Annotated in this window: 26 protein-coding genes and 1 riboswitch; of the genes, 18 read left to right on the top strand and 8 right to left on the bottom strand. The window is 47.0% G+C overall.

Going from position 1 to position 26625, the window contains the following annotated elements:
- Window positions 1-43: 43 nt before the first annotated feature.
- Window positions 44-940, top strand: a complete 897-nt coding sequence (locus ACRC6Q_RS12225) for a PucR family transcriptional regulator (RefSeq protein ID WP_431466636.1) — start codon at window positions 44-46, stop codon at window positions 938-940.
- Window positions 941-1086: 146 nt separating this feature from the next.
- Here ACRC6Q_RS12225 and ACRC6Q_RS12220 read toward each other — a convergent pair whose 3' ends face one another.
- Window positions 1087-1869 carry an SDR family oxidoreductase gene (locus tag ACRC6Q_RS12220; protein WP_223635495.1) on the bottom strand — a complete coding sequence of 261 codons (783 nt, stop codon included), beginning with the start codon at window positions 1867-1869 and terminating at the stop codon, window positions 1087-1089.
- Between the two features lie 257 nt (window positions 1870-2126).
- Here ACRC6Q_RS12220 and ACRC6Q_RS12215 point away from each other — a divergent pair, with 257 nt between their 5' ends.
- Entirely contained in the window at window positions 2127-2549 is a 423-nt protein-coding gene (locus ACRC6Q_RS12215; RefSeq protein ID WP_431466635.1) for a YybH family protein, read from the top strand.
- A gap of 56 nt (window positions 2550-2605) precedes the next feature.
- On the opposite strand, the gene ACRC6Q_RS12210 is transcribed toward ACRC6Q_RS12215, so the two are convergent.
- The 4 genes from ACRC6Q_RS12210 to ACRC6Q_RS12195 form a co-directional block, all read right to left on the bottom strand.
- On the bottom strand, window positions 2606-2995 hold the full coding sequence (locus tag ACRC6Q_RS12210; RefSeq protein WP_223635531.1) for a hypothetical protein: 390 nt from the start codon (window positions 2993-2995) through the stop codon (window positions 2606-2608).
- Between the two features lie 25 nt (window positions 2996-3020).
- Window positions 3021-4400, bottom strand: coding sequence for a sensor histidine kinase (locus ACRC6Q_RS12205; RefSeq protein ID WP_431466634.1), 1380 nt, complete (start codon window positions 4398-4400; stop codon window positions 3021-3023).
- Window positions 4397-5068, bottom strand: a complete 672-nt coding sequence (locus ACRC6Q_RS12200; protein ID WP_223635538.1) for a response regulator transcription factor — start codon at window positions 5066-5068, stop codon at window positions 4397-4399. Before ACRC6Q_RS12200 ends, ACRC6Q_RS12205 begins: the two co-directional genes overlap by 4 nt.
- A gap of 75 nt (window positions 5069-5143) precedes the next feature.
- Window positions 5144-7243 carry an MMPL family transporter gene (locus ACRC6Q_RS12195; RefSeq protein WP_431466633.1) on the bottom strand — a complete coding sequence of 700 codons (2100 nt, stop codon included), beginning with the start codon at window positions 7241-7243 and terminating at the stop codon, window positions 5144-5146.
- Window positions 7244-7468: 225 nt separating this feature from the next.
- Here ACRC6Q_RS12195 and ACRC6Q_RS12190 point away from each other — a divergent pair, with 225 nt between their 5' ends.
- From ACRC6Q_RS12190 to ACRC6Q_RS12125, 14 genes are all read left to right on the top strand, one after another.
- Complete coding sequence (locus ACRC6Q_RS12190; protein ID WP_223635543.1) at window positions 7469-7687, top strand: hypothetical protein; 219 nt, start codon at window positions 7469-7471, stop codon at window positions 7685-7687.
- A 693-nt stretch (window positions 7688-8380) separates the two neighbouring features.
- Window positions 8381-9088 carry a FadR/GntR family transcriptional regulator gene (locus ACRC6Q_RS12185; RefSeq protein ID WP_431466632.1) on the top strand — a complete coding sequence of 236 codons (708 nt, stop codon included), beginning with the start codon at window positions 8381-8383 and terminating at the stop codon, window positions 9086-9088.
- A 121-nt stretch (window positions 9089-9209) separates the two neighbouring features.
- Window positions 9210-9941 (top strand): (Fe-S)-binding protein, encoded by a 732-nt coding sequence (locus tag ACRC6Q_RS12180; RefSeq protein WP_431466631.1) that lies wholly within the window; start codon window positions 9210-9212, stop codon window positions 9939-9941.
- A gap of 2 nt (window positions 9942-9943) precedes the next feature.
- On the top strand, window positions 9944-11380 hold the full coding sequence (locus ACRC6Q_RS12175; RefSeq protein ID WP_431466630.1) for a LutB/LldF family L-lactate oxidation iron-sulfur protein: 1437 nt from the start codon (window positions 9944-9946) through the stop codon (window positions 11378-11380).
- Complete coding sequence (locus ACRC6Q_RS12170) at window positions 11373-12074, top strand: LutC/YkgG family protein (protein ID WP_223635551.1); 702 nt, start codon at window positions 11373-11375, stop codon at window positions 12072-12074. Before ACRC6Q_RS12175 ends, ACRC6Q_RS12170 begins: the two co-directional genes overlap by 8 nt.
- 146 nt (window positions 12075-12220) lie before the next feature.
- The gene (locus ACRC6Q_RS12165) at window positions 12221-12598 is read left to right on the top strand and encodes a hypothetical protein (RefSeq protein ID WP_431466629.1); all 378 of its coding nucleotides are present in this window, start codon (window positions 12221-12223) and stop codon (window positions 12596-12598) included.
- A gap of 362 nt (window positions 12599-12960) precedes the next feature.
- Entirely contained in the window at window positions 12961-14154 is a 1194-nt protein-coding gene (locus ACRC6Q_RS12160; RefSeq protein WP_431466628.1) for a M20 family metallopeptidase, read from the top strand.
- 69 nt (window positions 14155-14223) lie between these two features.
- The gene (locus ACRC6Q_RS12155) at window positions 14224-14535 is read left to right on the top strand and encodes a DUF3870 domain-containing protein (RefSeq protein ID WP_223635558.1); all 312 of its coding nucleotides are present in this window, start codon (window positions 14224-14226) and stop codon (window positions 14533-14535) included.
- Window positions 14536-14820: 285 nt separating this feature from the next.
- Entirely contained in the window at window positions 14821-15984 is a 1164-nt protein-coding gene (locus tag ACRC6Q_RS12150; RefSeq protein ID WP_431466627.1) for a CaiB/BaiF CoA transferase family protein, read from the top strand.
- Window positions 15985-15998: 14 nt separating this feature from the next.
- Complete coding sequence (locus ACRC6Q_RS12145) at window positions 15999-17213, top strand: acyl-CoA dehydrogenase family protein (protein WP_223635563.1); 1215 nt, start codon at window positions 15999-16001, stop codon at window positions 17211-17213.
- Window positions 17214-17507: 294 nt separating this feature from the next.
- The gene (locus tag ACRC6Q_RS12140) at window positions 17508-18224 is read left to right on the top strand and encodes a PspA/IM30 family protein (protein ID WP_431466626.1); all 717 of its coding nucleotides are present in this window, start codon (window positions 17508-17510) and stop codon (window positions 18222-18224) included.
- 48 nt (window positions 18225-18272) lie between these two features.
- Window positions 18273-19301 carry a TFIIB-type zinc ribbon-containing protein gene (locus ACRC6Q_RS12135; protein ID WP_431466625.1) on the top strand — a complete coding sequence of 343 codons (1029 nt, stop codon included), beginning with the start codon at window positions 18273-18275 and terminating at the stop codon, window positions 19299-19301.
- Window positions 19298-20074 (top strand): TPM domain-containing protein, encoded by a 777-nt coding sequence (locus tag ACRC6Q_RS12130; protein ID WP_223635569.1) that lies wholly within the window; start codon window positions 19298-19300, stop codon window positions 20072-20074. Before ACRC6Q_RS12135 ends, ACRC6Q_RS12130 begins: the two co-directional genes overlap by 4 nt.
- Before the next feature lie 32 nt (window positions 20075-20106).
- Window positions 20107-21105, top strand: coding sequence for an SPFH domain-containing protein (locus ACRC6Q_RS12125; protein WP_431466624.1), 999 nt, complete (start codon window positions 20107-20109; stop codon window positions 21103-21105).
- 65 nt (window positions 21106-21170) lie between these two features.
- Here ACRC6Q_RS12125 and ACRC6Q_RS12120 read toward each other — a convergent pair whose 3' ends face one another.
- Genes ACRC6Q_RS12120 through ACRC6Q_RS12110 form a run of 3 tightly spaced genes read right to left on the bottom strand, consistent with a single transcriptional unit; the run spans window position 21171 to window position 22417 of the window.
- Window positions 21171-21656, bottom strand: a complete 486-nt coding sequence (locus ACRC6Q_RS12120; protein WP_431466623.1) for a DUF2975 domain-containing protein — start codon at window positions 21654-21656, stop codon at window positions 21171-21173.
- A 46-nt stretch (window positions 21657-21702) separates the two neighbouring features.
- Window positions 21703-21927, bottom strand: coding sequence for a helix-turn-helix domain-containing protein (locus ACRC6Q_RS12115; RefSeq protein WP_223635580.1), 225 nt, complete (start codon window positions 21925-21927; stop codon window positions 21703-21705).
- A gap of 10 nt (window positions 21928-21937) precedes the next feature.
- Entirely contained in the window at window positions 21938-22417 is a 480-nt protein-coding gene (locus ACRC6Q_RS12110; RefSeq protein WP_223635583.1) for a DUF2975 domain-containing protein, read from the bottom strand.
- 428 nt (window positions 22418-22845) lie between these two features.
- Between ACRC6Q_RS12110 and ACRC6Q_RS12105 the strand changes: the two genes are divergently transcribed.
- Together ACRC6Q_RS12105 and metE are read left to right on the top strand one after the other, a co-directional pair.
- Window positions 22846-23346 (top strand): site-2 protease family protein, encoded by a 501-nt coding sequence (locus ACRC6Q_RS12105; protein ID WP_431466798.1) that lies wholly within the window; start codon window positions 22846-22848, stop codon window positions 23344-23346.
- Window positions 23347-23918: 572 nt separating this feature from the next.
- Window positions 23919-24098, top strand: a riboswitch (cobalamin riboswitch).
- A gap of 160 nt (window positions 24099-24258) precedes the next feature.
- Complete coding sequence (metE, locus tag ACRC6Q_RS12100) at window positions 24259-26550, top strand: 5-methyltetrahydropteroyltriglutamate--homocysteine S-methyltransferase (protein WP_431466622.1); 2292 nt, start codon at window positions 24259-24261, stop codon at window positions 26548-26550.
- Window positions 26551-26625: the final 75 nt, after the last annotated feature.

Genomic DNA, 26625 nt, shown 5'->3' with positions numbered 1-26625 from the left:
GGAACAGTGGGCAGTGAATCTTTTTGGAGAAAGAAGTGTTTTTATGATTGATCATCTGAAAAAAATATATTCTTCATTAATCTTATTTGAGGAAGGCATACATGACCTGGACTTCAGCTATAAATGGTTTATGACACAGAACAATGAAATCATCGGCATCCATAAAACCCAACTGAAACAGAAAGAAGAGGCTGTTTTGACTGCTTTCATGACTCCCTATCATATCGAATTTCCTGTTTTGACCAGAGAAGAACAGAAATGGAGAAGGGCGATTGACGCAGATGGTCCTGCCGAAATGGAAAGTATGGAAGCAATCAGTCCTTATCGGTTTGTCTACTTTTCTATTAAAAAAAATCAAATCAGTCCCGGCTTATTCAAAGACGCGATACATGAATTATTTCCGGGGGAAGTTCCGATTCTCTGGGAAAATGGACATGAAGGTGTTCTGATCGAATATACGGCTTTAGAGAAAGACATTATTCGGTATGAAGAAATTATCGATATCTTGATGAGTGATCTTTACATAAAGATCCATTTTCTTGTAGGGCCTTTCAGAAAAGAGATGGGACATGCCGCGCGTTATCATTCATTTATGATAGCCGCGGCAAAATCGGTTTTTGCCTATTCCAATAAGACCGTGGCGAATTTCAGCGATGCAGTGCCATACTTGCTGATCGACCAAACCGGAAAAGACCAGTACCAGGGGATTCGTGAAATGATCCTCCAGGATTATGCTGATGACAAGGAAACCTTGAGAATGATAGAAGTGTTTACGCAATGCAATTTGAACATCTCGGAGACAGCGAAAGCGCTCCATCTTCATCGCAATAGCCTTCAGTATCGATTAGATCGTTTTGCAGAAAATACAGGAATCGATATTCGAAAATTCCACAATGCGATGGCGGTCTATCTTTCGTTGCTTGTGAAACCGCCAGTTTAATCTATTGACTGATGGCAAAAAACAGATCACAGGAAAAATTGATGAAGCTGTTAAAAGGGGTTCGCCGCTTTTAACAGCTTTTTTGTTGCGGATTCAGGCATAGAAAAACTGCAGCGCTGTGAGTGCTGCAGTTCAAAGTTTGAAGATTAATATTTATAGGATTGGCCACCGTCGATCGGGATAACGGAAGCGTTGATGAATTTTGCTGCATCCGACAGCAGGAACGCAACAAGGTTGCCGACTTCTTCCGGCTTGCCGAAGCGTTTCATCGGATTGACGCTGACGAATTCTTTGCCGGCTGCTTCCCAGTCATCGCCTGCCATTTGTTTTAAAGAACCTTCGACCATCGGTGTCATGATGGCACCCGGTGCAATGGCATTGATGCTGACACCGAATTCGCCGTATTCGATGCCGGAATTGCGTGTCAGGCCGACGACGCCGTGTTTGCTGGCTGCGTAGCCGGACTGGTTGCCGACACCACGGATACCGCCGACGGATGCAGTGTTGACGATTGAACCGTACCCTTGTTGTTTCATGACTTTCAGTACATACTTCATGCCGTAGAAAACACCGTTCAAGTTGACGCTGATCACTTTTTCGAATTCGTCAGAACCGTATTCTTCTGTCAGGTTCTGTTTGCCTTCAATTCCGGCGTTATTGAAGAAACCGTCGATTCGACCGAAGGTGTCCATGGTGATCTGGACATAATTTCTAACGTCTTCTTCATTCGTCACGTTGGCTTCAATAAGCTCTATTTCAGCTTCCGGAGCGGCTTCTAGAATCTGTTTTTTTGTTTCCTCGAGCGAGTCTTTATTCATATCGACAAGCACCAATTTACCACCCAGTTCGGCGATGGATAGTGCAGCAGCGCGTCCTAGCCCGGAGCCGCCGCCTGTAATGATGACCACTTTGTCTGTGTAGCTGATCATGAATAATCTCTCCTTTTTTGTTGTGGATGATTTCACTGATTGTATACCCGGGTGGGGTGGATTTAATCTATAAGGACTACACCAAAAATAGAGGAGTGATGAGAGTTGGGAAATTAGTACAAAAGGTAGATGCTAATACTATAAGCGTGGTATCCTGACTTCCTTCCAAAAAATAAAGAAGGAGATTTAGAAAAGCAGGATACCAGGTAAATCTTGGCGAAAGATACCCAATAGGAACAAACTTAAGGAGGAATCATATGTTCACTGAGGTGCGGGACGTGCTCAACAACTACAGGGACGCCGTTTACGAAAAGGATGTAGAGAAATTTCTTTCAGGGTATGCGCCGGACGTTCATATTTTCGATTGTTGGCAGGAATGGCAATTCAACGGCATTGAGCAGTGGAAGGATGTCGTGGATGAATGGTTTGGCGGGTTGGTGGAAGAAGGCGTGCTGCTTCAGGCAGAACTATATGACGAGTCGTTAAAAGAAAGTGAAGACCTTGCGCATGTTCATGGATCCGTCAGTTTCACGGCTTTTGACAAGACCGGAAAGGAATTGAGAAAGATGAAGAACCGTTTCACTTTTGTGCTGGGAAAAGCAGAAGGTTCCTGGCGTATTATTCATGAGCACTCATCGCTTCCGATCAGTACGGAAGATGGGAAAGGGATCTTCGGTTAATGAAAAAAATCCACTGGAGGAAAAGCATCGCTCTCCCTTTGTGGATTTTTTGCTTTCTATTCTTTTTCCGTCAAGAATGTAATGATCAAAAACAGCAGGAATGCCAGCAGCAATAAGCTGCCGCCCACGATGAACAAGATCATGACCAAGGTTTCGTTCCAATTGAACGGGTTCAGGTTATACAGCCACATGCCGCCGGTCAGCGTAAAGGCACCGACCATTCCAAGCACACTGTGTATGGCCACAAGCTTTTTGTATTTGATCGTATAGACCCGGTAGAAAATTCCCCAGGCAAAGACCGACAGCCAGCCGACAAGCAGGATATGGGCGTGGATCGGACGCAGGCTGTAATCCATTTCTCCAGCCATCTGTGAACCAAGAAATGTACCGAACAAGCCGAAAATGGCTGAAAAGCGTATTAAACGAAGACTCCAAGTTTTTTCCATGAGTAAACCTCCAACTTATTAGTGTTTAGGGATGAGGGAAGTGCAGGATAAATTCACTGCCCTCATCTTCTTTGCTATTGACTCGGATGGTGCCATGATGCAAGCTGACGATTTGGTGGACGATGGACAGCCCGAGCCCGGTGCTGTCTTTTTTGCGTGCTGCATCGACGCGGTAGAAACGGTCGAACAATTGCGGCAAGGCGTCTTTCGGAATGCCCAGGCCGCTGTCTTTGAATGTTACGGTGATGCCGGTTTCGTCCGACTGTAAGGTGATTTCAATGCTGCCGCGGGATTTATTGTACTTGATGGCATTGGTCAGCAGGTTATCCCATACATTGTCGAGCAGCTCGGGATCGCCATGGAACCGGGTGGGTGCGAGTTGATAAGACAAATTGATGTCCTCTTCCTCGAGGCGCCAGCGGTATTTCCGGACAGCGCTTCTCAATTGCTCATCCAACTGGAATTCTTTCACTTTCATCGGATAAGCGCCTTGGTCGAGCGATGTCAACAGCAGCAATTGGCGTGTCAGGCTGGACAGCCGCTTCGCTTCCTCATCAATGATGGCCGTATATGCCAAGCGGTCTTGCTCGGCAAGGTTCGGCGATTTCAACAAGTCGGCATAGCCTTGGATGTTCATCAGCGGCGACTGGAAATCATGCGACACATTGCTGATGAAGGATTTGCGCGCCAGGTCGTTATGCTGGAGCTGTTTCTGCATCAAGTTGAAGCTTTCGGACAGCTGGCCGATTTCATCATTGCGCCGAATATCAAGCGGATAGCTGTAGTTTTCGCGCGCAATGTGTTTGGTCGCTTCCGTCAACTGGACAATCGGCCGCGTCAATTGCCGCGCCATAAAAATCATGCCGATGATGCTGACAAGCGCAATCGCTGCCACAAAGCCGATCAGCACAGAATGGATATCGGTCGACACGAGCTTGGTATCGGGACGGATGAACAGACCATACCGTTCGCCGTCCCGTTCAAACGGAACGCCGACTGTGTTATGCAGTTCATTGGTGAAGTGGCCGATCATGAAGATTTTGTCTGTAAGATTGTCCACTCCGGTATAGGTTTCATTTTCCGTCAGGACCCGGTTGGCGGGTTCCGGAAATGTGATGTCATCGAACGGTTCGCCGAAAAATTGCATATTTCCCGAACTGTCGGCGAGTGCAATCTGATAGCCGAGCTTCGCGACGGCCTGCATATAGCTGTTGAAACTTTCCTCGGAATACGGGATGCTTTCCACAGTACTGACGATTTCTTCTGCGATGGCTACGTTCTGCCTGATGGTTTCTTCTTTTGTGATGGACACATAGAAGATATTGGCGATGGTGAAACCAATCAGGATGCTGATGGCCAGAATGAACAGCGTTGCCACAGTGAATTGCCGGTACAAGGTTTTCATTTTGGTGCCTCAAGCTTATAACCGATGCCGCGCAAAGTATGGATTTCAACATCAGCGCCATAGCGTTTCAGGCGGTCGCGAATCCGGTTGATGTGGGTGTTCAAGGTCATTTCATTGCCTTCATGTTCTTCGCCCCAGACGTAGTCCATCAGCAGTCCGCGGGGAGTGGCCAGATTGACACGCGATACCAGCAGCGACAACAGTTCGAATTCTTTCAGCGGCAAGATGACGGTTTCATTGCCGATGGTCACTTCGAAGTTCCGCCGGTTGATCGCCAGGTTGCCGGCCTGCAAATTTTCCTGGACAGAGCGTTCGGATCGGCGGAGCACCACCGCAACACGAAACAGCAATTCCTTCGGCTCAAAAGGTTTGACCATGTAATCTTCGGTACCGGAAAGAAAGCCTTTCTCCTTGTCCTCCAGCTGGCCTTTCGCCGTCAGCAGAATCACCGGAATGTCCAAGTCCTGCGTCAAGATGCGGGTCAGTTGAAAACCATCCATGCCGGGCATCATGACATCCACGATGGCCAAATCAACGAGCTGGTCCTCGAGCAGCAGCAACGCCTGTTCCGCATCGTTTGCTTTGAACACGGTATAGCCTTCCTTACCGAGATGGATTGCCACGAGTTGCTGAATATAGATATCATCGTCCACGACGAGTATTTTCATGTGGATTCCTCCCATTCACTCAGAAAGCCCGGCATAAGGAAGACCGGGCTTTCAACTCTCTATATTATGCAGGGTTTACTTGTCTTTTTCAAAAAACAGTATCAAAGCAGGGAGCAGCAGGCCGCGCACAAGGAAGGTATCAATCAGAATACCAATCGAAACCATAAAGCCGAAGACAAATAAATCAGCAATCGGCATCGTCGTCAATGCCGCAAATGTCGCTGCCAGAATGATGCCGGCAGAAGAAATGACGCCACCTGTATGGCTGATTGCGACTTCAAGCGCGTCTTTGACTTTCCGTGCTTTCCGTTCTTCGATAAAGCGTGAAACCAGGATGATGTTATAGTCGATTCCAAGCGCTACCAGGAAGATGAACGCATACACCGGTACACGGGTACTGATGGCTTCATAGCCGAACAGCACGTCAACAAGGAAAATCCCCAGTCCCAGCGCCGACAGATAAGAAAGTAAAATCGTCACCATCATATAGATCGGCATTTTCCATGACCGTGTCAATACGAACAGCAACACCAGGATCAACAAGGTTTCAAGTATGACAATTTTGTAGATATCGCTATTGTTGACGTCCCGCTCATCGACAAGTTTCGGCGTAATGCCACCGAAATGCGTTTCGCCATCAATGGAAGCCTGGTCCAGCAAAGTGCTGCCGTCGTTCCGCAGCCGTTCCATAAATTCCAGTGCTTCTGTTGAATACGGATTCATTGATAAGGCAATATTGTATTTCACTGCTTCGCCGTCGTCCGTTTGACCGGATAAACGAGCAGAGGCGATTTCCTCATAAGCCGTCAGTTCTTCAGAAAGAAGAGCTGCGGCTTCTTCTGTAATCGGCTCCTCCCCAACAACCAAAAGGGTGGAAGGCGCGATTTCGCCTTTGTCGAATTTCTGTTCAACAATCTCATAGCCAACACGGGAGGGCATATCTTCCGGGAATGATTTGACTGTATCGAATTCAAACTCCAGGTTCACGATATTCAATGCCGAAATGATCATCAGAACGGCGACAAGTCCGCCGGAAAACAACGGTTTGTTGACGACGAATTTCGCAACGGGTCCCCAAATGCCATGCTTCACTTCTGACGATTGACCATATTTCGGCACTTTCGGCCAAAATGCTTTACGGCCGAATAACGTGAATAAAGCCGGAATCAGCGTGATTGAAGCAATCATGATGACGAAAACAGCCGTACCAAAAATCGGCGCAAAGTTTGCGTAGTCACGGAAGTCTGCAAAGAACAGCACCAGCATGGCTGCCAGAACAGTACCGCCGGCGAAGAACACCGGTTCTCCCGTTGCCCGCATCGCGTATTTCATGGCTTCGTGTTTGCTTTCATAATGGTTCAATTCTTCGCGGAAGCGTGAGAACACGAATAGCGAGTAATCGATTACAGCCGCAAACAGCAAGATGCTCATGATCGAAGTCGTTTGGCTGGTCAGTTCCAATCCGCCAGAACCCATAAAGGCGAGTGTCTGATTGACCACCTGATAGACGATTACTGTCGCCAAAAGCGGGATGAATGCTAAAAGTGGCGAGCGGTAAATGGCGATCAACAGTACAAGGATGATCAGTACAGTCGCAATCAATAAGACAAAATCCGCTTCTTCAAACAACTTCACGGTATCCCCTGCAATGCCGGCTGGGCCGGTGACGTAAAATTCCATCGATCCGGAATCAGCTGCGATGCCGCTGCCGATTTCAGAAGCTTCGTCATTGATTTCCGCAAAATCGGCACTGCCGAGCCCTGCCTCAAGTGACATCGGAATAATCATTGTCGTATTGTCTTCAGAATAAAAACCTTCTAAAGCAGGAGGAGGCAATTGGCTGATGTCGACAATCGAGTCGATGCCTTCAATGTTTGCCTCTGTAATGCCTGTCAGAATTTCTTGTACAGTTACGGGATTGACATCGCCTTCGCTGTTATGGAAAACGAGAATGCCAGGTGTCCCTTGGTCGTTCGGGAAATATTCCTTCAGTTTCTGGTCCGCAATGATCGATTGTGCATCATCGGGCAGCGACTGGAAATTAGCGACTTTGTAGTCGTTGAGCCTCGGCCCCATGCTGAGTGCAATCATCAGGACAAGCCAGACAATGAGGGTAATCCACATGCCTTTTTTTGTTGATACCCAATCCGTGATCGGGTTCAGGAATTTGTTCATTACGTTATTTCTCCTCTCTATCAAAAAAACATTTCTGACCCATCATAAGGGGCGAATATAAATTGAATATCAATTTTGGGTGGCAGAGGTTTGAACAATGATGAAAAGCCTTAGCCGAATATTAAGGGGGAATGGGAAGTCAGGCGATAAAGATTTCAAGAGAGGATTAGGATCGAAACAGGAGGGTAAACTATCATTAAAACGTACAAACAGGAGGAATCAGCAATGACAAGAAAAGGTACAGCAGGACGATCACCAGGAGAACAAGCAAGCGGTGCTCCGGATTCGGGAATCGACAAAGCCGTCAAGAAAACTAAAGAAGCTTTTGACAAAGATAACGAAGCCACTGATTATGAAGATGGTAAAGACGAAATGCAGGATGCGAAAGAATATTCTAAGGATGTATCCGATAAACGGACAGGAGACGCAAGAAGAAACGATTGAAATTGTATGCGTGCCTGGCACCCGCATAATGTAAAAACCGGACCACTTGGAAACAAGTGGTCCGGTTTTTCTATTTTTCTACTCTTTTCGCTTAAGATCTGCAATTGAATCGATGTCCATCTAGACAGGTACGGCGATTCCGTCTTGACCGCCAGTCAGTCACATCAATTGTATTGTTGTATAAAGAAATGGATAGTGGATGGCTGCCTACTACATAGATTTTCCATATTGTAAAATCAGCTTCAATCTATTCAAATCGTGAATGGAATAAAACTGAATAAACTAAAACGCTATTTCCTCTAAGGTTTCGAGGGATGTGGAGTAAAAGGTCTAAAGGGAGGAATAATCAGTAGAATCCTTTGGCTAACGCCATGAATAAAATTGAATAAAAGACCATTCCATTACGTTTCCTGGAGTGAAAAAGTTTGCTGGGATACGGAGGAACAAATAATGAATACCCATTATGAATTATTTTGAGATAAAGTTTTGTAAGTAGAGAGAAACTTACTATCTGTGAATAGTTAAAATGAGAATTTTAAAAACTTGATTAAATTCAGAATATTGGATAAGTTTAATTTTAATCATCTGATGACCTGTTGTATTGGTAGTCAGCATCTTTGAAGCGTTCCACTATATTCTCTCTGTTTCTTTTTAAAGGGGAGCCAGGAATATATCAGTCAGGAGAGAAAGTTTATGGAGATTAAACCAATTCGCACAAGAAAGATATACGAAGAAGTCACAGATTCCATTTTGGAAATGATCAAGAGCGGCCAATTTAAGACAGGTGACAAACTGGATTCTGTTGAGCAATTAGCAAAAAACTTCAATGTTGGACGCTCGGCGATACGAGAAGCTTTGAGTGGTTTGCGTGCTATGGGGTTAGTCGAAATGCGCCAAGGCGAAGGAACGTATATTACCTCATTCGATGCTTCAAAGTTTTCCCTCCCTTTGTCTTCTGCACTTCTCATGAAGCGGGAAGATATTAAAGAACTTTCAGAAGTTCGTAAAATTTTGGAGGTCGGAGCGGTAGCGTCTGCTTCAGTCAACCATGACGATGAAGATCTATTGCTGATGGAAGAAGCTTTAAACGCGATGAAAGAAGCCAAAGGGCAAGGGGAAATAGGCGAGAAGGCAGACTTGGATTTCCATTTGGCCATCGCTCATGCAACACACAATAAGATGTTGATCAATTTAATGTCCAGTGTGTCTGAAATTATGGTTGAATCGATGCGGGAAACACGGCAGCTTCTTTTGTATTCAGAAGAAATGATGGCTTCTTTAGTCGAAGAGCATCAATTGATCTATCGAGCGATAAAAGCTCGAAATATAGAAGAAGCTCAAAAAAACATGCTCAATCATTTAATTGGAGTAGAAAAAGTTCTTTCGCACTATATCGAGTAACGCACTTCATTTTCCAAAGGACGCACTTCTGCGCTCTAGTCATATGATGACCTGTTCTATTTATGGGCAGGGATCATATTCTCCTCTTAGAATGAAAAAACTATGGAAAGAGTGGATGAACATGAAAGTATCCTTATTTGTTACTTGCCTCTCAGAGATGTTTTATCAAAATGTCGCAAAAGATGTTGTGGAAGTTTTGGAGCGGCTCGGGTGCGATATCGATTTTCCCAAAGGGCAGATCTGTTGCGGGCAGCCGGCCTACAATAGCGGATACCGGGAAGATGCACAAAAAGCGGCAAAGCAGATGATCGCCAGTTTCGAAAACTCGGAGTTTATCGTGACTCCATCCGGTTCTTGTGCTGCGATGTTCAAAGAATATCCGGAGTTGCTCCAGGATGACGAAAAATGGCATGAGCGGGCAAAAACGGTAGCGGATAAAACGTATGAGTTCACCCAATTCATCGTCAATGTGTTGAAGATTGAAGATGTAGGAGCAGTGTATCCAGCGCGCGCAACGTACCATACCTCCTGCCATATGATGCGATTATTGAAAGAAACAGAAGCTCCGTTTAAGCTGTTGGCGAATGTTGAAGGACTTGAAATGCTGCCGCTCGCGAATAATTACGATTGCTGTGGATTCGGGGGAACGTTCGCCGTTAAGATGGCGCCGATTTCAGAGCAGATGGTGGATGAAAAAGTCCGGCATGTAGAGGAAACAACAGCAACTCTTTTGATCGCGGCGGATAATGGCTGCATGATGAATATCAAAGGCCGGATTGATCGAAAAGGCAAAGCGATTGAAGTGAAGCATATTGCACAAATCCTTAATTCGCGTGTAGAAGGGAGTGTCTAACAATGGCGATGAAAATTGGAAGCAAACCATTTTTGGATCGGGTTGATGAAGCTCTGCAAGATGACTTTATGAGAAAGGCCATGAGTTCTGCCCAAGATCGGCTGCGTGGAAGGAAAATGCTGGCGACCGTTGAAGATGAACTGGTAGGGGATTGGGAAGAGTGGCGAAGCGCCGGTGAAGAGATCCGCCGCCATACGCTGGAAAATTTGGATTTCTATTTGGACCAATTGAGTGAAAACTTTTCGAAAAGGGGCGGCCATGTGTATTTTGCCGCGACAGCGGAAGACGCCACCCGCTATATCCAGGAAGTTGCCAAACAGAAAAACGCCAAAAAAGTGACGAAAGCAAAATCCATGGTGACAGAAGAAATCGGGCTCAACGAAGCGTTGGAAGAAGTCGGCTGTGAAGTGTATGAAACAGACTTGGCAGAATACATCCTGCAGATCGACAACCATGATCGGCCATCCCATATTGTGGTTCCTTCTCTGCATAAAAACAAGGAACAAATCCGGGATACATTTCGGGATAAAGCCAACTATACGGGTACTGAAGAACCCAAGCAGTTGGCTGCCTTTGCACGGAGCCAATTGCGTGAAACCTTTATGCAAGCGGACATTGGAGTTACAGGCTGCAACTTTGCGGTAGCAGAATCAGGAACGATTTCTCTCGTGACCAATGAAGGAAACGCCAATATGGTCACTACATTCCCGGAGACACAGATCAGCATTATGGGAATGGAGCGGCTGGTGCCGACCTGGGAAGAACTCGATGTCATGACCAATCTGCTGAGCAGAAGTGCAGTCGGGCAAAAAATAACGACGTATGTCACCAACCTGACTCCCCAATTGGAGGAAGACAGTGTGGATGCACCCAAGGAATTTCATTTGGTGATTTTGGATGCAGGGCGTTCGAAGGCGCTGGGCACTGAGTTTCAATCAGCGCTCCATTGTATTCGGTGTGCGGCTTGTGTCAATGTATGTCCGGTTTACCGCCATATAGGTGGCCATGCGTATGGCTCCATTTATCAAGGGCCGATCGGAGCTGTATTGTCCCCTATTCTCGGCGGTTATGAAGAGTATGGTGAACTTCCTTTCGCTTCCAGCCTTTGTGCAGCCTGCAGTGAAGCTTGTCCGGTGAAAATTCCCCTTCACGAGCAATTGATCCGGCACCGGGAGATTTATGTGAAGGAAAAAGCGAAGACCAGTGAAAAATTGGCAATGAAAACATTCGGCATCGGTGCAAGTTCCCCTTCGCTATTCCGCCTGGCAGTAAAAGGGATGCCGGCCATGATGAAACCTTTTGTCAAAGACGATAGCATCTCGGGTGGTCCGGGGCCGATTAAGCTTTGGACAGCTGTACGGGATTTCCCAGCACCTGCAAACAGCAACTTCCGGAAATGGTTCGACAATCACAAGAGAGGGGGAGGAACAGATGGCTGAAGGGATGATTCACAATAAAACGGATTTTTTGGCGACAATTTCAACCAAGCTTGGACGAGAGCAAAGCAAACAGGTGACTAGACCCGATTGGAAGCATCGTCCTCAGCTGGAAATTTTGAAAAAGACATCTTCTGAAGAATTGGCCGCTGTGTTCACTAAGAACAGTATCGAAAAAACAACCAATGTGATTCAAACAGATAGCGCGCAGCTTGGGGAAGTCCTGCTGGAAACTTTCAGGAAGTATGAAGGTGGGCGGATTGTGGCCACAAAAGATGGACGATTCAGCGACTACGGACTGGATGTCGTATTGGCTGACAGCGGCGCCCATGTCTGGAATTCGGAATTGGGAGAAGAGAATATCGAAATAGCAAAACAAGCTGCCATCGGAGTGTTTTTCAGTGATGTCAGTTTAGCCGAGTCGGGTACGGTTGTGCAATTCAATGATAAGGATATTGCCCGTTCGGTCAGCTTGCTGCCCTTGGCTTATGTTGCCATTGTCCCGAAATCGACGATTGTGCCTCGCATGACGCAGGTTTCCCAGACAATCCATAAATCGATTAGCGAAGGGAAAGAACTTTCGACATGCATCAATTTCATTTCAGGACCAAGCAATAGTGCGGATATTGAGATGAATATCGTCATTGGTGTGCATGGACCGATTGAAGCGGTGCATATCGTGGTGGCTGATCGATGATTAATTGTTTGCGTGTCTTCCGCCGCTGCGAGTCACCTAAACAACTTAAAGGATTGTTCGCCGGTGCTGCAGAATAATTAACAGGTGACCGAAAATCGCAGCAGGCTAAATACTTGAAGAGAAGTTAGAGAGAAAGAAGGAACAAGATGAAGGGGTATGTATTAACTGCGGTGGCTATGTTAGCCAGTATCGGACTGATTTACGGGGAAGAACTGTCCGGTACAGACGACACCGATTGGCTCTTCGCTGTATCAACGTTGATTATATTTGCTTTGTATCTGCAGGTTTGGAAGCGCTGGAATCCTGGTGGTACAGGCATTATTGCAGTAACCGCATTCATGCTGTTCACCATCGGTTCCATTTTTCTTTTGGATGAGGTTTCAGTTCGGATCTACAGTTTTTTATTGGGGCTTTTACTGATCCCCTTTTGCAAGAAGTATCGGGACGCAGCGTTAACGTCGCTGGCTTTTGTAGCGGAGCAATTGGTGGTCTATACGGAAATGGGAAATGACGCTATAGTTTAGGTGCTGTTTACCATGAACGGCCTCTTGGCGTTCGGCGGTGCATACTTTGGGTTGAAATGGCTGAGACGTTGTTTTACTGTCTTCTTTTCAATGTCTGCCTTGCTATTGGTGTTCCTAAACAGTTTTAATGAAGGCAAGCTGCTTCTTATTTTAGTTCTTGCAGCCATTGTTTTGGTTGTTTGTGGGATCTATAAATTTTCAAGGTCCGCAGTAGAACTAAAAGAGCGAGGGGGAAAGTCAAACAAGCCGGACTTTCCATGGTATAGGTAAAGACGGTTTTTTATTATGAAATTATACAGCATGAAAGATGAAAAGCATTGTTTTTCCAAGAAAGTGTAGAATCTAGGAAGGGAGTGATTGCCATGCTTACTGCAGAATTGATGAAACGATTAGATGCCAAAGAACAGCGCATCATTGAGATAAGGCGGCATCTTCACGAGCATCCGGAGCTGTCGTTTGAAGAAGAACAGACTGCCGCATATATCGAGGATTTCTATAAAGACGTGCCAGTGGATACTGTGGAAACCGATGTCGGTGGCCATCGGGGCATCGTTGTAACGATTAAGGGAGAAAAGCCCGGAAAGACCATTGCGATCCGCGCAGATTTTGATGCCTTGCCGATCCAGGAGGAAACGGGACTGCCGTTCGCCTCCAAAACGGAAGGCATCATGCATGCCTGTGGGCATGATGGACATACAGCTTATATGCTGGTGCTTGCTGAAACCTTGGCCGAGATGAAAGGTCAATTGACAGGGACGATCAAAGTCATTCACCAGCCGGCCGAGGAAATGCCGCCGGGAGGCGCAATCGGAATGGTCAAAGCTGGAGTTCTCGATGGCGTGGAGGCGGTTTTCGGAATCCATGTCATGTCGACGATGGAAACCGGCAAAATTTTTTACCGAAGCGGCAATACGCAAACCGGGAGAGCCCGCTTCAAGCTGCATATCCAAGGGAAAGGCGGCCATGGCTCTTCACCGCATATGGCAAATGACGCGATTGTGGCAGCCAGTTCCTTTGTGATGAACTGCCAGACCATCATCAGCAGGCGGATGGATCCATTCGATACCGCTGTGGTGACGATCGGTTCTTTCGACGGCAAGGGCCAGTTCAATGTCATCAAGGATTCTGTCGCGCTCGAAGGCGATGTAAGGACCATGTCGCATGAATCCCGGGAGTTGGTGGAAAAACAGGTTCGCCAATTTGCGGAAGGGTTGGAAACTTCTTTTGGTGTAGAGACCACTTTAGAATACGCCAATGATTACCCCGTTCTCTATAATGATCCGGGAGTCACCGAACAGGTTCGCCAAGCGCTCGAAGAGGCAGCTATCCCCGAAGTGTCGGCTGTCACAGAAGTTGCACCGCAGCCGCCCTCGGAGGATTTCGCTTATTATCTGCAGGAAAAGCCGGGCTGCTTTTTCTATGTCGGTGCAAAGCCTGAAGGAAAAGAATCGTATCCGCATCATCATCCGAAATTCGAAATCGATGAAAAGAGCCTGTTGATCAGTGCGAAAGCCATGGCTGCAGTGGTAGGGGCTTATTGTGGAAGGGGAGAGTGACGATTGCTTCCAGCAAATCTTAAGTTTTGACGAACAAAGTTTCAGAGAAATGCCGAGGAGGAAAAAATCATGAATACTGTTTTTATTGCGGGCCACGCCAGGCTGCCGGCGGGTATGGCGGCGCAGAATATGTATGAGACCTTGACCATCACCGCAGAAATCGACAAGAAATACAGCGTGATTGTAGCGGCCAGCTGCACTTTGGCGACTGTTCACGGACAGGAATTTGTCCATCAATTATTGAGGGGGCACAGCCTGCAGGATGGCATTGAAAAACCGTTGGCGGCCATCAAAACCCATTACCTTGGAAAAGCTGGAAATGCCTTAGCGTCTGCTTTGAAGGATTTACATAAGCATTACGAAGCCCACAAAGAAAAATAATTAGTTTACAGAAAATTAAAAATAAATAGGCTTTTGTTATTTACAAAACATGTCTTCTGTATTAAAGTGGCAATAAGAATCGTACCAGAACGCGATAGCGCTCTTTCCGTACGATCAAGCTGAGCACGGAAAAGAAGAAATACCCATACTGCCTAGTCTGCCGAAATTTCTTTCCGGAAGTTTCATACGTAGATAAAAGCCAGTTCATTCAGACAAGCAGTTTTGCTGTTGTCTTTTTGGACTGGCTTTTTTGTATGGGAACAGCATTGAAAGGAGCCGTGAAAAATGACCGGGGCATTGGAAGGTATAAAAGTACTCGATTTATCGCGTGTTCTTGCAGGTCCTTACTGCACGATGATTCTTGGGGATCTGGGAGCGGAAGTCATAAAAGTGGAATCTCCCGGTGGCAGTGATGAGACACGGAAATGGGGTCCGCCTTTCCGGAATGACGTGAGTGCTTATTATTTGAGTGCCAACCGCAATAAAAAAGCAATTACTGTCGATTTGAAAACAGCGGAAGGCGTGGCAATCATCAAAAAGCTTGCTGCAGAAAGTGATGTGGTCGTCAGCAATTTTAAGACGGGCACCATGGAACGCTTCGGATTGGGCTACGAGACCTTGTCGCAAGTCAATCCTGGAATCGTCTTCTGTTCCATCACCGGTTTCGGTGAAACAGGACCGGATCGCGATGTGCCGGGCTATGATTTTATTATCCAGGCGATGAGCGGCTTGATGAGCATCACGGGAACTAAGGAATCAGGACCTCAGAAGTCGGGGGTTGCGATTGTGGATGTGTTGACGGGATTATATGCCTGCATCGGCATTCAGGCGGCATTGCTGGAACGGGTGAGTTCCGGCAAAGGGCAGAAGCTGGATATTTCCTTATACGATACAGCGGTCAGTGCGTTGATCAATGTAGGCAGCAATTATTTGATGAATGAAAATATACCGACGGCTTTAGGCAACGCCCATGCCAATATCGTACCTTACCAAACATTTCGGACTGCTGATGGGGAAATGGTGCTCGCTGTCGGCAATGATCATCAATTCAAAGCATTGTGCGCGGTGTTAGCAACACCGGAATACGCAGAGGATGAGCGCTACCGGACCAATCCGAAACGGGTGGAGAACCGGGAAACGCTGGTGCCTTTGCTGCAGAAGGTTTTACTGACAGAAAAGACGGCTCATTGGCAGGCTCTATGCAGGGAACACAAGATTCCGGCCGGGCCGATTCAGACCATGCAGGACGTGGTCAATGATCCGCAGCTGCAGTCGCGCAATATGTTCATCGAGCACGATCATCCGACAGCCGGAAAAATCAAGATGATTGGCAGTCCGCTGAAATTGTCGCGAACACCCGTCAAAGTGAAACGGCATCCGCCGAATCCGGGAGAACATAACAATGAAATTTTAGGACGATATACCACACGGCAAACCAATACTTTATAAAGGGGAAATTTATTATGAATTTTTCATTCACAGAAGAACAGGAAATGCTGCGCCGCACGACACGAGGGTTCGTCGACAAAGAAATCATGCCATACATCGAGGAATGGGACCGCGAAGGCAAATCGGATCCGGCGATTTATGGCAAGCTGGCTGACCTCGGGCTGATGGGTGTCTGCATACCGGAGGCATACGGCGGCAGCGGCATGGATTATAATTCGCTGGCAATTGTCTGTGAGGAGTTGGAACGGGGCGATACGGCTTTCCGCACCGCCGTTTCTGTCCATACGGGCCTCAACAGCCTGACGATTCTCCAATGGGGGACGGAAGAGCAAAAGCAAAAATATTTAGTGCCACAAGCCAAAGGTGAAAAGATCGGCGCTTTCGGATTGACGGAACCAAGTGCCGGGTCGGATGTAGCAGCGATGAAGACGACCGCCGTGAAACAAGGCGACCATTATGTATTGAATGGACAGAAGACCTGGATTTCTCTAAGCGATGTGGCAGACCATTTCCTGGTTTTCGCCTATACGGGCGAGCAGTCGAAAAAGCATGGAGCGATTTCCGCTTTTATCGTGGAGCGTACATGGCCAGGATTCTCTTCCAAAGCCATCAAAGGCAAGCATGGCATCCGGGCAGGCAACACGGGCGAATTGTTTTTTGAAGACGTCAAGGTTCCGCAAGAGAATTTACTGGGCGAAGAAGGCGAAGGCTTTAAGATTGCCATGGCGGCACTGGATAATGGCCGTTTCACGGTGGCAGCGGGTGCAGTCGGTCAAATCATGGCGTGTCTGGAAGCGAGCGTCAGCTATTGCCATGAACGCCAGACATTCGGTAAGGAAATCGGGCGGCACCAATTGGTCCAGCAGATGATTGCGAAAATGGAAGCAGGTTTTCAGATGAGCCGTCTGCTTGTCTATCGCGCCGGCGAATTGAAGAACCAAGGGAAACGCAACACCCGGGAAACGTCATTGGCGAAATGGCAGGCCTGTGATTTTGCCAACCAGGCTGCAGACGATGCGTTCCAAATCCACGGCGCCTATGGCTACTCGGACGAATACCCGGTCAGCCGCTATCTGCGAAATTCAAAAGCGCCTGTCATTTACGAAGGAACACGTGAAATCCACACGATCATGCAGGCGGAATACGTGCTGGGCTATAAGGAAGACAAAGCCTTGTCGAAAACATTGCCGGCATGGGAACAGCAAAACGACCCCACAGCCATCCGTTAAGAAATAGAATGCAGAAGAAATGACAGCCGAAAGTACCCCGATGAACTGAAGCTAGGTTCAGGAGGTGCTGATCGGCTTTTTTTGATTTTAGTTGACTGAATTTTCCCCCTATAAAGATCACCTGGACGCGGCAATACGATATACTGATAGGGAGAATTCTTTTCATCTTGTACATGCATCAGCAAATGGATCGCGCTGTTGGCAGGCTTAATCTTTACAGGTAGAGGGTAATCTTTCAAGTAAGAAAGAGACTGCTCGGCAGTCCCAAAAAACCATACAAAGAGGAGAATGATGATGGAAATTCTAAGACGGTTCAAAGACATTATGACAAGCAATATCAACGCGCTATTGGATAAGGCAGAGGATCCGGAAAAGATGATCGATCAGTATTTGCGTGATTTGAACAGCGATCTTGGAAAAGTGAAATCAGAGACGGCAGCAATCATGGCGGCTGAAAAGCGCGAACGGCGTGAACTTGAAGAGCTGGAAAAAGAAATCGGCGACATGCAGCGCTATGCCGTAAAAGCATTGGAAGCCGGCAATGAAGACGACGCGCGGAAATTCCTGCAGCGCAAGGCAGAGCTTTCCGAAAAAGTGACAGACAAACAGACGGCTGTAGAGCTTGCTGCTGCGAACACGCAGCAGATGCGCCAAATGCATGACAAGCTGGAATCGGATATCGGCGAACTGGAGTCCCGCCGCTCTGAACTGAAAGGAAAGGCATCGGTCGCGAAGACGCAAAAACGCATGAACGATTTTGCTTCTTCCGTGGACGGAGCAGGCGAACGGATTTCCGCCTTCGACAAGATGGAACAGAAAATCAACCAGGAGCTTGACGAGGCCATCGCCATGTCGGAATTGAACAAAGGTTCGGAGACAGACATCAAGGATCTTGCTTCGAAATACGACAGCGATACTTCGGTTGATGACGAACTGGAATCATTGAAAGCCGGCATCAATGTGGACGATGAACTGGAAGCGTTGAAGAGCCAGTTGGGCAAAAATGAATGATGGCTGCTGTACGGACAGTTTCCTTTAAGCTGAAAGGAGGCGGACAGAATGGTCATTCAGTATAAATGTCCGAACTGCGGCTCGGATATGGCGTTCGACAGCGAATCGGGCCACCTGTCGTGCCCGAGCTGCGGCCGGCAGGATGACATCGAGACATTTCCGGAAACCAACATCCTGCGGAAATTCGATCCGGAGGAAGCGAAGGAATATCACTGCGAAAACTGCGGAGCGGTCATCCTGACTGAAGCGGAAACCACCGCGACCCATTGCAGCTTCTGCGGGGCGCCGGTGCTGTTGGCAGACCGGTTGACGGGTGACTTGGCCCCTGCCAAAGTGATCCCTTTCACCATCAGCAAAGACGAGGCCGTCGCCGCTTTCCGAAAATGGACGAAGAACGGGCGATTGACGCCGCCAGGCTTTGCGAGCGGCGACCGGATCAAAAAGATGACGGGCATGTATGTGCCGTTTTGGCTGTACGATATCGATGGCAAAGCGGACGTAGCGGCACTGGCGACCAGAGTCCGCAATTATACGCGGGGCGATACCATCTATACGGAGACGGATTTCTATGATGTCCGCCGGGAAATGGACCTCAGCTACCTGAAAGTGCCTGCGGATGCGTCGGAGAAAATGGACGATGAATTGATGGACAAACTGGAGCCGTATGATTACGGGGAACTTAAGGATTTCAGAATGCCCTACCTGGCAGGGTACCTGGCCGAGAAGTACGATTACGATGATGAAGCGCTGTTTTCACGGGTCGAATCGAAGATTGTTCCTTATATCGACTCGTACATAAGCAGCACCATTGCCGGCTATTCAACCGTCAGCTATACCAATAAACAAATTCAGGCACATAAAAAGAATGTCTACTATACATTGTTTCCGGTATGGATGGTTTATTATGATTTCGAAAATAAGGAACATACGTTTGCGATGAACGGCCAAACCGGTAAAGTGGTCGGCAAGCCGCCGATCAGTGCGTTCAAAGTCGCTGCCTGGTTCACCGGCATTGCAGCTTCCGCTTTCGCCGTCTTGAAAGTGATTTCATTCGCTGTGGGAGGTGTTCTTTGGTGAGGGATTTTCAATCCAAATGGCTGATGACTCTGTATTTCCTGCTGATTTTCATAGGCATCGGCGGAGTGTCGGCGTCTGCTGCAGTGGATCAGCGTGTATACGATAACGCCAATCTGTTGAGTGACTCGGAGATCGCGGAATTGGAAGCTGTCGCAGCGGAACATAGCGGCAGGCATGGAACGGATTTCCTGTTCCTGACCTCTGAAGACCCGGAAGCGTTTGATGTCGTAGATTATATGGGTGATTTCTTTGACGCATGGGCTGCAGAAAATGGCCAGGAAAATGCTGTACTGCTGACGATGAATATTGCGACACGCGATGTGTATCTGGCTGGTTTTGGAACAGCTGAAACGACGCTGGACAACCAGCGCGTCAACCTGGTGCTGGACCGGATCCTTCCGGAAATGCAAAGAGGTGATTATGCAGGTGCATTCCGTGAAACGGTGACGACTGCGAGCCGTTACATGGAATTCCGCCCCGGCGTCAATCCGGAAAGCATCTTCTTTAAAAACTGGTTCCAGCTGGCTGTTGCGCTGTTGCTAGGCGGTGGCATCGTCGGTTTTATGGTCTACAATTCGGGTGGACGTGTGACGACGACGGCAAGCACCTATTTTGATGGGGACAATTCACGGGTGACCGGCAAGCTCGACCAGTTCCGCAACAAGACCATCTCACGCCGCAAAGTTCCGAAGAAAAGTGGCGGGGGCGGCGGCTTTGGCGGCGGAAGTACAGGGGGCGGACGCTCCTTCAGTGGAGGCGGACGTAAGTTTTAAAGCGGATCGAACCAGAGGAGGAGATGAACAGAATGGGTTTTTTTAGCAATCAATTTTCAGATGTAGTGGAATGGGAAGAATTCAGGGACGATATGATTTTCTGGAAATGGAACAATAACGAAGTCAAAAAAGGCAGCCGGCTCATTATTCGGCCTGGGCAGGATGCTATTTTCCTCAATAACGGCAAAATCGAAGGAATCTTCGAAGACGAAGGCGAGTACGATATCGAATCGGAAATCGTGCCATTTCTATCGACTTTAAAAGGTTTCCGTTTCGGTTTCAACAGCGGCATGCGTGTCGAAGTGCTGTTCGTGAACACCAAGGAGTTCACGGTCAAATGGGGGACGCAAAACCCGATCAATATCCCGGCGCCTCAGCTGCCCGGCGGCATGCCAATCCGGGCGAACGGCGCCTTTCAGTTCAAGGTCAGCGATTATGTGGGCTTGATCGATAAGATTGCAGGTGTCCGCAACAGCTATCTGGTGGACGATGTGAAAATCCGTATCACGGCAATCCTGGATCAGCTCTTGATGAGATGGATTACAAAAGAGGGCAAGGACATGTTCAATCTGCAGGCCAATGCGCATGAAATCGGCCAGGGCATCCAGGACGACCTGAATATGCAGCTGATGGACGACGGCATGAAAGTCACCGGCTTCCAGGTCATGAGCTTCAATTATCCGAAGGAAATCCAGGACATGATCAACAAAAGCGCGTCACACGGCATGGTCGGCGACGTGGGCAAATACCAGCAGATCTCAGTGGCCGATGCCATGGGCAAATCATCGGGATCCAACGCGGCATCGGACATGGCCGGCATGATGATGGGCATGAACATCGCCAAAGAAATGATGGACGGCCAAAAAGAGTCGGATTCCAGCAAGCAGCAGAACACTGCTGATGCTGGCTCGAGCGATTCGGCCGCACAGCCAGAAACAAGCGGGCAAGCGGCACCGAAGTTCTGTCCGAACTGCGGCCAGAAAAATGAAGGCTCCAAATTCTGCCCGAATTGCGGGCAGAAGCTGGGATAATGCATGAAAGCTGAAAACCGCTGCCCGGATGAAAATCCGGGCAGCGGTTTTTTGGTTGCGATATTTCAAACCGTCAAATCATTTTCTTCTTTTAACCGGATTGCTTGAACGGTGAGTTTTTCAAGAAGTGCTGCAAACGCGCAGACAGCCGTTGAAGCCACTATACAGATCATACAAAGCATGAACAGTCCGGCGATATCGCCGCCGATAACGAAAATGAGGAATGCTAATCCGGCAATGAAGCAGAAGGCGATTGCGAGAGCGCAATACTTGATCGTCTTTAATGCATGAATCGATTCCTTGGAAAATGGTTGGTTCCGCCCGATAAAAGCCAGCAGTTTGAACGTTTTGTACAAGGCAATAAAAAACAGGCTGAATAACAGATAGGCAGATAACAGGAAAGGGTATTGCAGATAAGCTGTTTCCGGATGGGCCGCTGCGTCTCTGCTGGCCATTCCAGGAATGGCAAACAGGCAGAAGGCAAGCGCCAAAAGGGCAAGCAGTACGAGTACTGCCTTCAGAAAAAGCAGTGCAGCCGAATTTGTTTTCATCATGCACACCTCGCTTGTCGGTCATTAGCTGAAGCGAAAAAACCAGTTAAGATGAGGGCTCCTCTTCTTCAGGGCGGTATTCCAGGACATCTCCCGGCTGACAATCCAATGCTTTGCAGATTGCCTCCAAGGTTGATAAGCGGACAGCTTTCGCCTTGCCGTTCTTCAGGATGGACAGGTTGGCCATCGTGATGCCGACCTTCTCCGAAAGCTCGGTTACACTCATTTTCCGTTTGGCCAGCATCACGTCAATATTGATTATAATTGCCATATTATTCACCTCAGACCGTCAGATCATTTTCTGATTTTATTTCAATTGCATTTTCCAGGAGTTTTTGAAGAACTGCTGCAAAGACAGCTATTACAATGGAACCGAATGTAATGACCATACCGAGACCACCAAGTCCCGGTGCATCATCGACCTGCGCCACGTACAGGATGATCGGCAAGCACAATAGATACAGAATGGTGATGGTGAAGGCACAGTATTTGATGTTCTTCAGTGCCTTAACGGATCTTTCAGAGAAAGCGATGTTCCGGTCAATATAACCCAACAGTTTCATCGCTTGATACAAGGCCACAAAATACGCAATGGCGGTACCGTACAGGGCAATCAGGAAGAAGTATTGCAAAAATGGCCATTCCGGTATGAGTTCCCCGACAAAACTTGAAAGTGGAGGTACGACAAAGATGCACACGGCCACGACCGGCAGGGCCATCAGGAAAAGAACGATTTTCAGGAACAGTGTTTCCCGTTTCATATTAAAGCACCTCGTTTGGTTAAGATTAAGTTTAGTATAAATTATTATTTATCGAATTACAATATATAAATATTGATTTACGAATTAAATTTTATTTTTAATTACTGTAAAAGGCGCAAGAAAGCATTATAATCGATGAACCAACCATGCAGACGATGAAGGCCAGATGGTAGAAGTTGTAGCTGAAGAATTCTTACAACAGGCTGGATTGATCGAGTGACCGATAAAATCGAAGAAAGGGAGAGAGGAGGCTGTTTACAGCATATCTTCTCTCTTTTTTTCTATAAAAATGTACTGTTATGAAGGAGATTAAAGTGCTTATTGATTTTCCGAAAAACATTTTCAAGTTTTCTAATTATTGGTAATATGATAGCATACATAAAATTAATGTAGGTTACATTTACAGAAACGGAGGTAGCGTTTTGTTGATGCTCTTTGAAGTGCTTACAGTTTTACTTATGATCACAACGGCTCTTTTCATACATGAAATGGGCCATGCAATTGCAACAATTGCACAGAACAAAAAAGCCAAGGCAGAGATTTTTTTGGGTTCATCAAGTAAAGAGAAAAAACTGAAGTTGAATCTTGGCAGAATTACCTGCTATCTCACCATAGCGCTTTCAGGCTTCTGCCAGCCTTCGAACCGGGAAGAATTGCCGCCACCTACATTTAAACAAAGACTGGTTTTCCTTGTGGGCGGACCGATTGCTTCATTGTTTGGGTTTGCGGCACTATACTTTGCTTCGCATTTCTTTTCCGGAGTAACAGGCACTATCTTGATCAATCTGGCAGGCGCAAACTTTTTTATATGTGCAACGTCATTGATTCCCTTCACCTATCCACCATTTTTAGGCGGTGGTCCAAGTGATGGATTACAGGTTTTAAACCTGATAAAAGAAAATAGAAAACAAAGTAAAGCCGTTTCATAAGAATAGATATCATTAGTTTATCGATAGCTGATCTAAAGAAAACGACCAGAATACGAAACCCTGCAAGCTTTTCATACAACCGGCTAGGGCATACTTTAAATCCTACAAAAATGTTGTAAGTTATTACTTGAAGTGAGAGTCAGCGAGAATAATTGCCACTGCCGGAAGACTAAAATACGTATTCTCCTCAAATGAATTTTAGCATCAGCGATTTTAGTGGGAATGCAAACTCCGTATTTTTAAATAACTGAATAATCAATCTTTTTATTTTAAATTTTTGATGAAGCGGAGTATGATAAGGGTAAAAGGAGGAGGAGTTTAAATGGAACCTACTTTTGGTCTTGTGCCCATGCTCATCCTTTCGGTCATTGTCATCGTGCTCATCGCGTTCTATTTCTTCTTCCATCACTGGGCAAAATGAGCGCACCACAGGAAGCCGCATACTGATATGCGGCTTCCTGTGTAATTGTCTTTGGTTATTGCTTTTGTGAAGTCTCTTGAAAACCAAACCAATCTCTTTTATCGGAAAACTCTATATTTTCTGTGGTTGATATGCTATAGTTGTCAGAATTACATAACGTGTAAGAGTTGGTGCCAAGCTGCGGCTTGGCTTAAAAGGGAAGAACGGTGAAAATCCGTCGCTGTCCCGCAACTGTAAATCGGAGCGATTCACAAAAACCACTGTCTCAGACGGGAAGGTGTGATGAGCGTTGAAGATGAGCCAGGAGACCTGCCAATTTCTAGTGCGCGCCAAATACCTACGTGGAAATAGGTGGTGACATTCATTTTGCGACAACAAGTTTTTGCATGCTTTTTAAGCGTCTATTGAACTTGAATGTTAAGCCATTTCCCATAAGCGGAGATGGCTTTTTTGTATTTGGCATCTTGTAAATCCTAAAGGAGGAATAGCGGATGAAAACAGTGAGTACAGTCGTAGGCTACCCGTATATCGGAGAAAATCGGGAATGGAAGCGCAGTTTGGAATCGTTTTGGAAAGGTGGATTATCACAGGAGCAGTTCCTCGCAGAAATGAAAGAGATTCGCCTGAACAATCTGAAACGGCAGCAATCGCTTGGATTAGAGTTGTTGACTGTCGGGGATTTCACTCTTTATGACCGTATGCTTGATCACGCGGTCATGTTCGGCTTAGTGCCGGCCCGCTACAAATGGTCAGAGGACAAGGTCGATCTGGGCACTTATTTTGCGATGGCCCGTGGAGCGGATGAAGTAGTGGCTTGTGAAATGACTAAATGGTTCAATACAAATTACCATTACATTGTTCCTGAATACGAAGGACAGCTTTTGCAGTTGACGCATAATCATCTGGTTTCCTATTTCAATGAGGCGAAAGAAGAGTTAGGAATCATAACAAAACCTACACTGATTGGACCGTTCACATTTCTGCAGCTCGCGAAAGGATATGATGCCAAGTCGAAGGCACTGTTCCTGTTGCAGCTTTTGCCGCTTTATGCGAAAGTCCTTCAGCAACTCGTCGATGCGGGAGCGGAATGGATTCAAGTGGAAGAGCCTGCATTAACGTTGTCATTGAACGAAGAAGACGTCAAACTGGTCAAGGAAATCTACACACAACTAGCGGATGAAGTCCCGGCTGCAAAAATTATGCTGCAAACCTATTTTGAAGCCCTTTCGGCATATGAAGAACTGTCGCAATTGCCTGTTGCAGGTATCGGCCTTGATTTTGTTAAGGGGGCAGAAGAAAATATGGCTGCAATCCGCAAATACGGTTTTCCAAAAGACCGGGTATTGGGAATCGGGACTGTGAACGGACGGGATATTTGGCGTGCTAACCTAGCGGAAAAAGCAGTGAATCTTCAAGCCGTCTTAGCCGTATGTGATGTGGCAGAAGCATGGATTCAATCTTCCTGCAGCCTGCAGCATGTGCCGGTGACCACAAAAAAAGAGAAAGCCCTGCCGCATGTCCTGTTGGATGTCCTATCGTTTGCGGATGAAAAAATTGGAGAACTGACACAGCTGACTGCCTATGTACGGGAAGGGTCATGGTCCGGCAATCGAAACGTATCCGAAAGCATACGCGCGATTGAAGCGTTGACACAGCATGAAGTTAGAGAAAACATTCAGGTGAAAGAGCTTGTCTCGCAAGTGAAGCCGGAACATTTTACGCGTCCGCTGGTTTTCAAAGAACGCCAGAAACAGCAGCAGCAAGCTCTCAGGCTGCCGATTTTTCCGACTACGACCATTGGCAGTTTTCCACAATCCGGTGAAGTAAAGCGTACACGGAGTGCTTGGCGCAAAAAGGAGATCACGGATTCGGCGTATGCGGAATTTGTGAAGAATGAAACCGCACGCTGGATTGAGCTTCAAGATGAAATTGGATTGGATGTGTTGGTCCATGGGGAATTTGAGCGGACAGACATGGTGGAGTATTTCGGCGAGAAATTGACGGGCTTTGCCTTTACCCAAAAAGCTTGGGTGGTATCTTACGGTTCCCGCTGTGTGAAACCGCCGATCATTTATGGGGACGTTGAATGGACTGCACCGATGACAGTCAAGGAAGTCGTGGAGGCGCAGCAATTGACTTCGAACTACGTGAAAGGAATGCTGACAGGGCCGGTGACGATCTTGAACTGGTCATTTGTCCGGGACGACATTTCGCATGAACAAACAGCCAACCAGCTTGCACTGGCATTGAGGAAAGAGATAGACGCCCTTGAAAAAGCCGGCATCCAAATTATTCAAGTTGATGAGCCGGCATTGCGTGAAGGTTTGCCGCTTCGCAAAGAAAATTGGCATGAATATTTGGATTGGGCGGTAAATGCCTTTAAACTGGCGACATCGGGTGTGGCGAATGAAACGCAGATCCATACCCATATGTGCTATTGCGAATTCAATGATTTCATTGAGCCAATACGCGCCCTTGATGCAGACGTCATTTCAATTGAGACGTCAAGAAGCCATGGAGAACTGATTGAGTCACTCAAAAAGAATCCATATGAACTGGGTGTTGGACTGGGCGTCTATGACATTCATAGCCCGCGTGTCCCAAGCGTAGAGGAAATGGAGGCGATTTTAACAGACAGTTTAGCGGTGATTTCCAAAGAGCAATTTTGGATCAATCCGGATTGCGGCTTGAAAACCAGGCAGGAAGCAGAAACCGTCGCTTCGCTGAAAAACATGGTGACAGCGGCACAAAAATTACGGAAGCTCCAGCATCAGCCTATTTAACACAGTTTTATGCACATCCAGGAATTCACTTCTCCTGGACGTGCATTTTCTATTGGGACACCAATTTTGTTTAAT

The organism is Planococcus sp. SE5232 (genome assembly GCF_050686535.1).
Classification (GTDB): domain Bacteria; phylum Bacillota; class Bacilli; order Bacillales_A; family Planococcaceae; genus Planococcus.
Note: the sequence above shows the minus strand (reverse complement) of the source record. Positions and strands in the feature narration are given on the sequence as shown.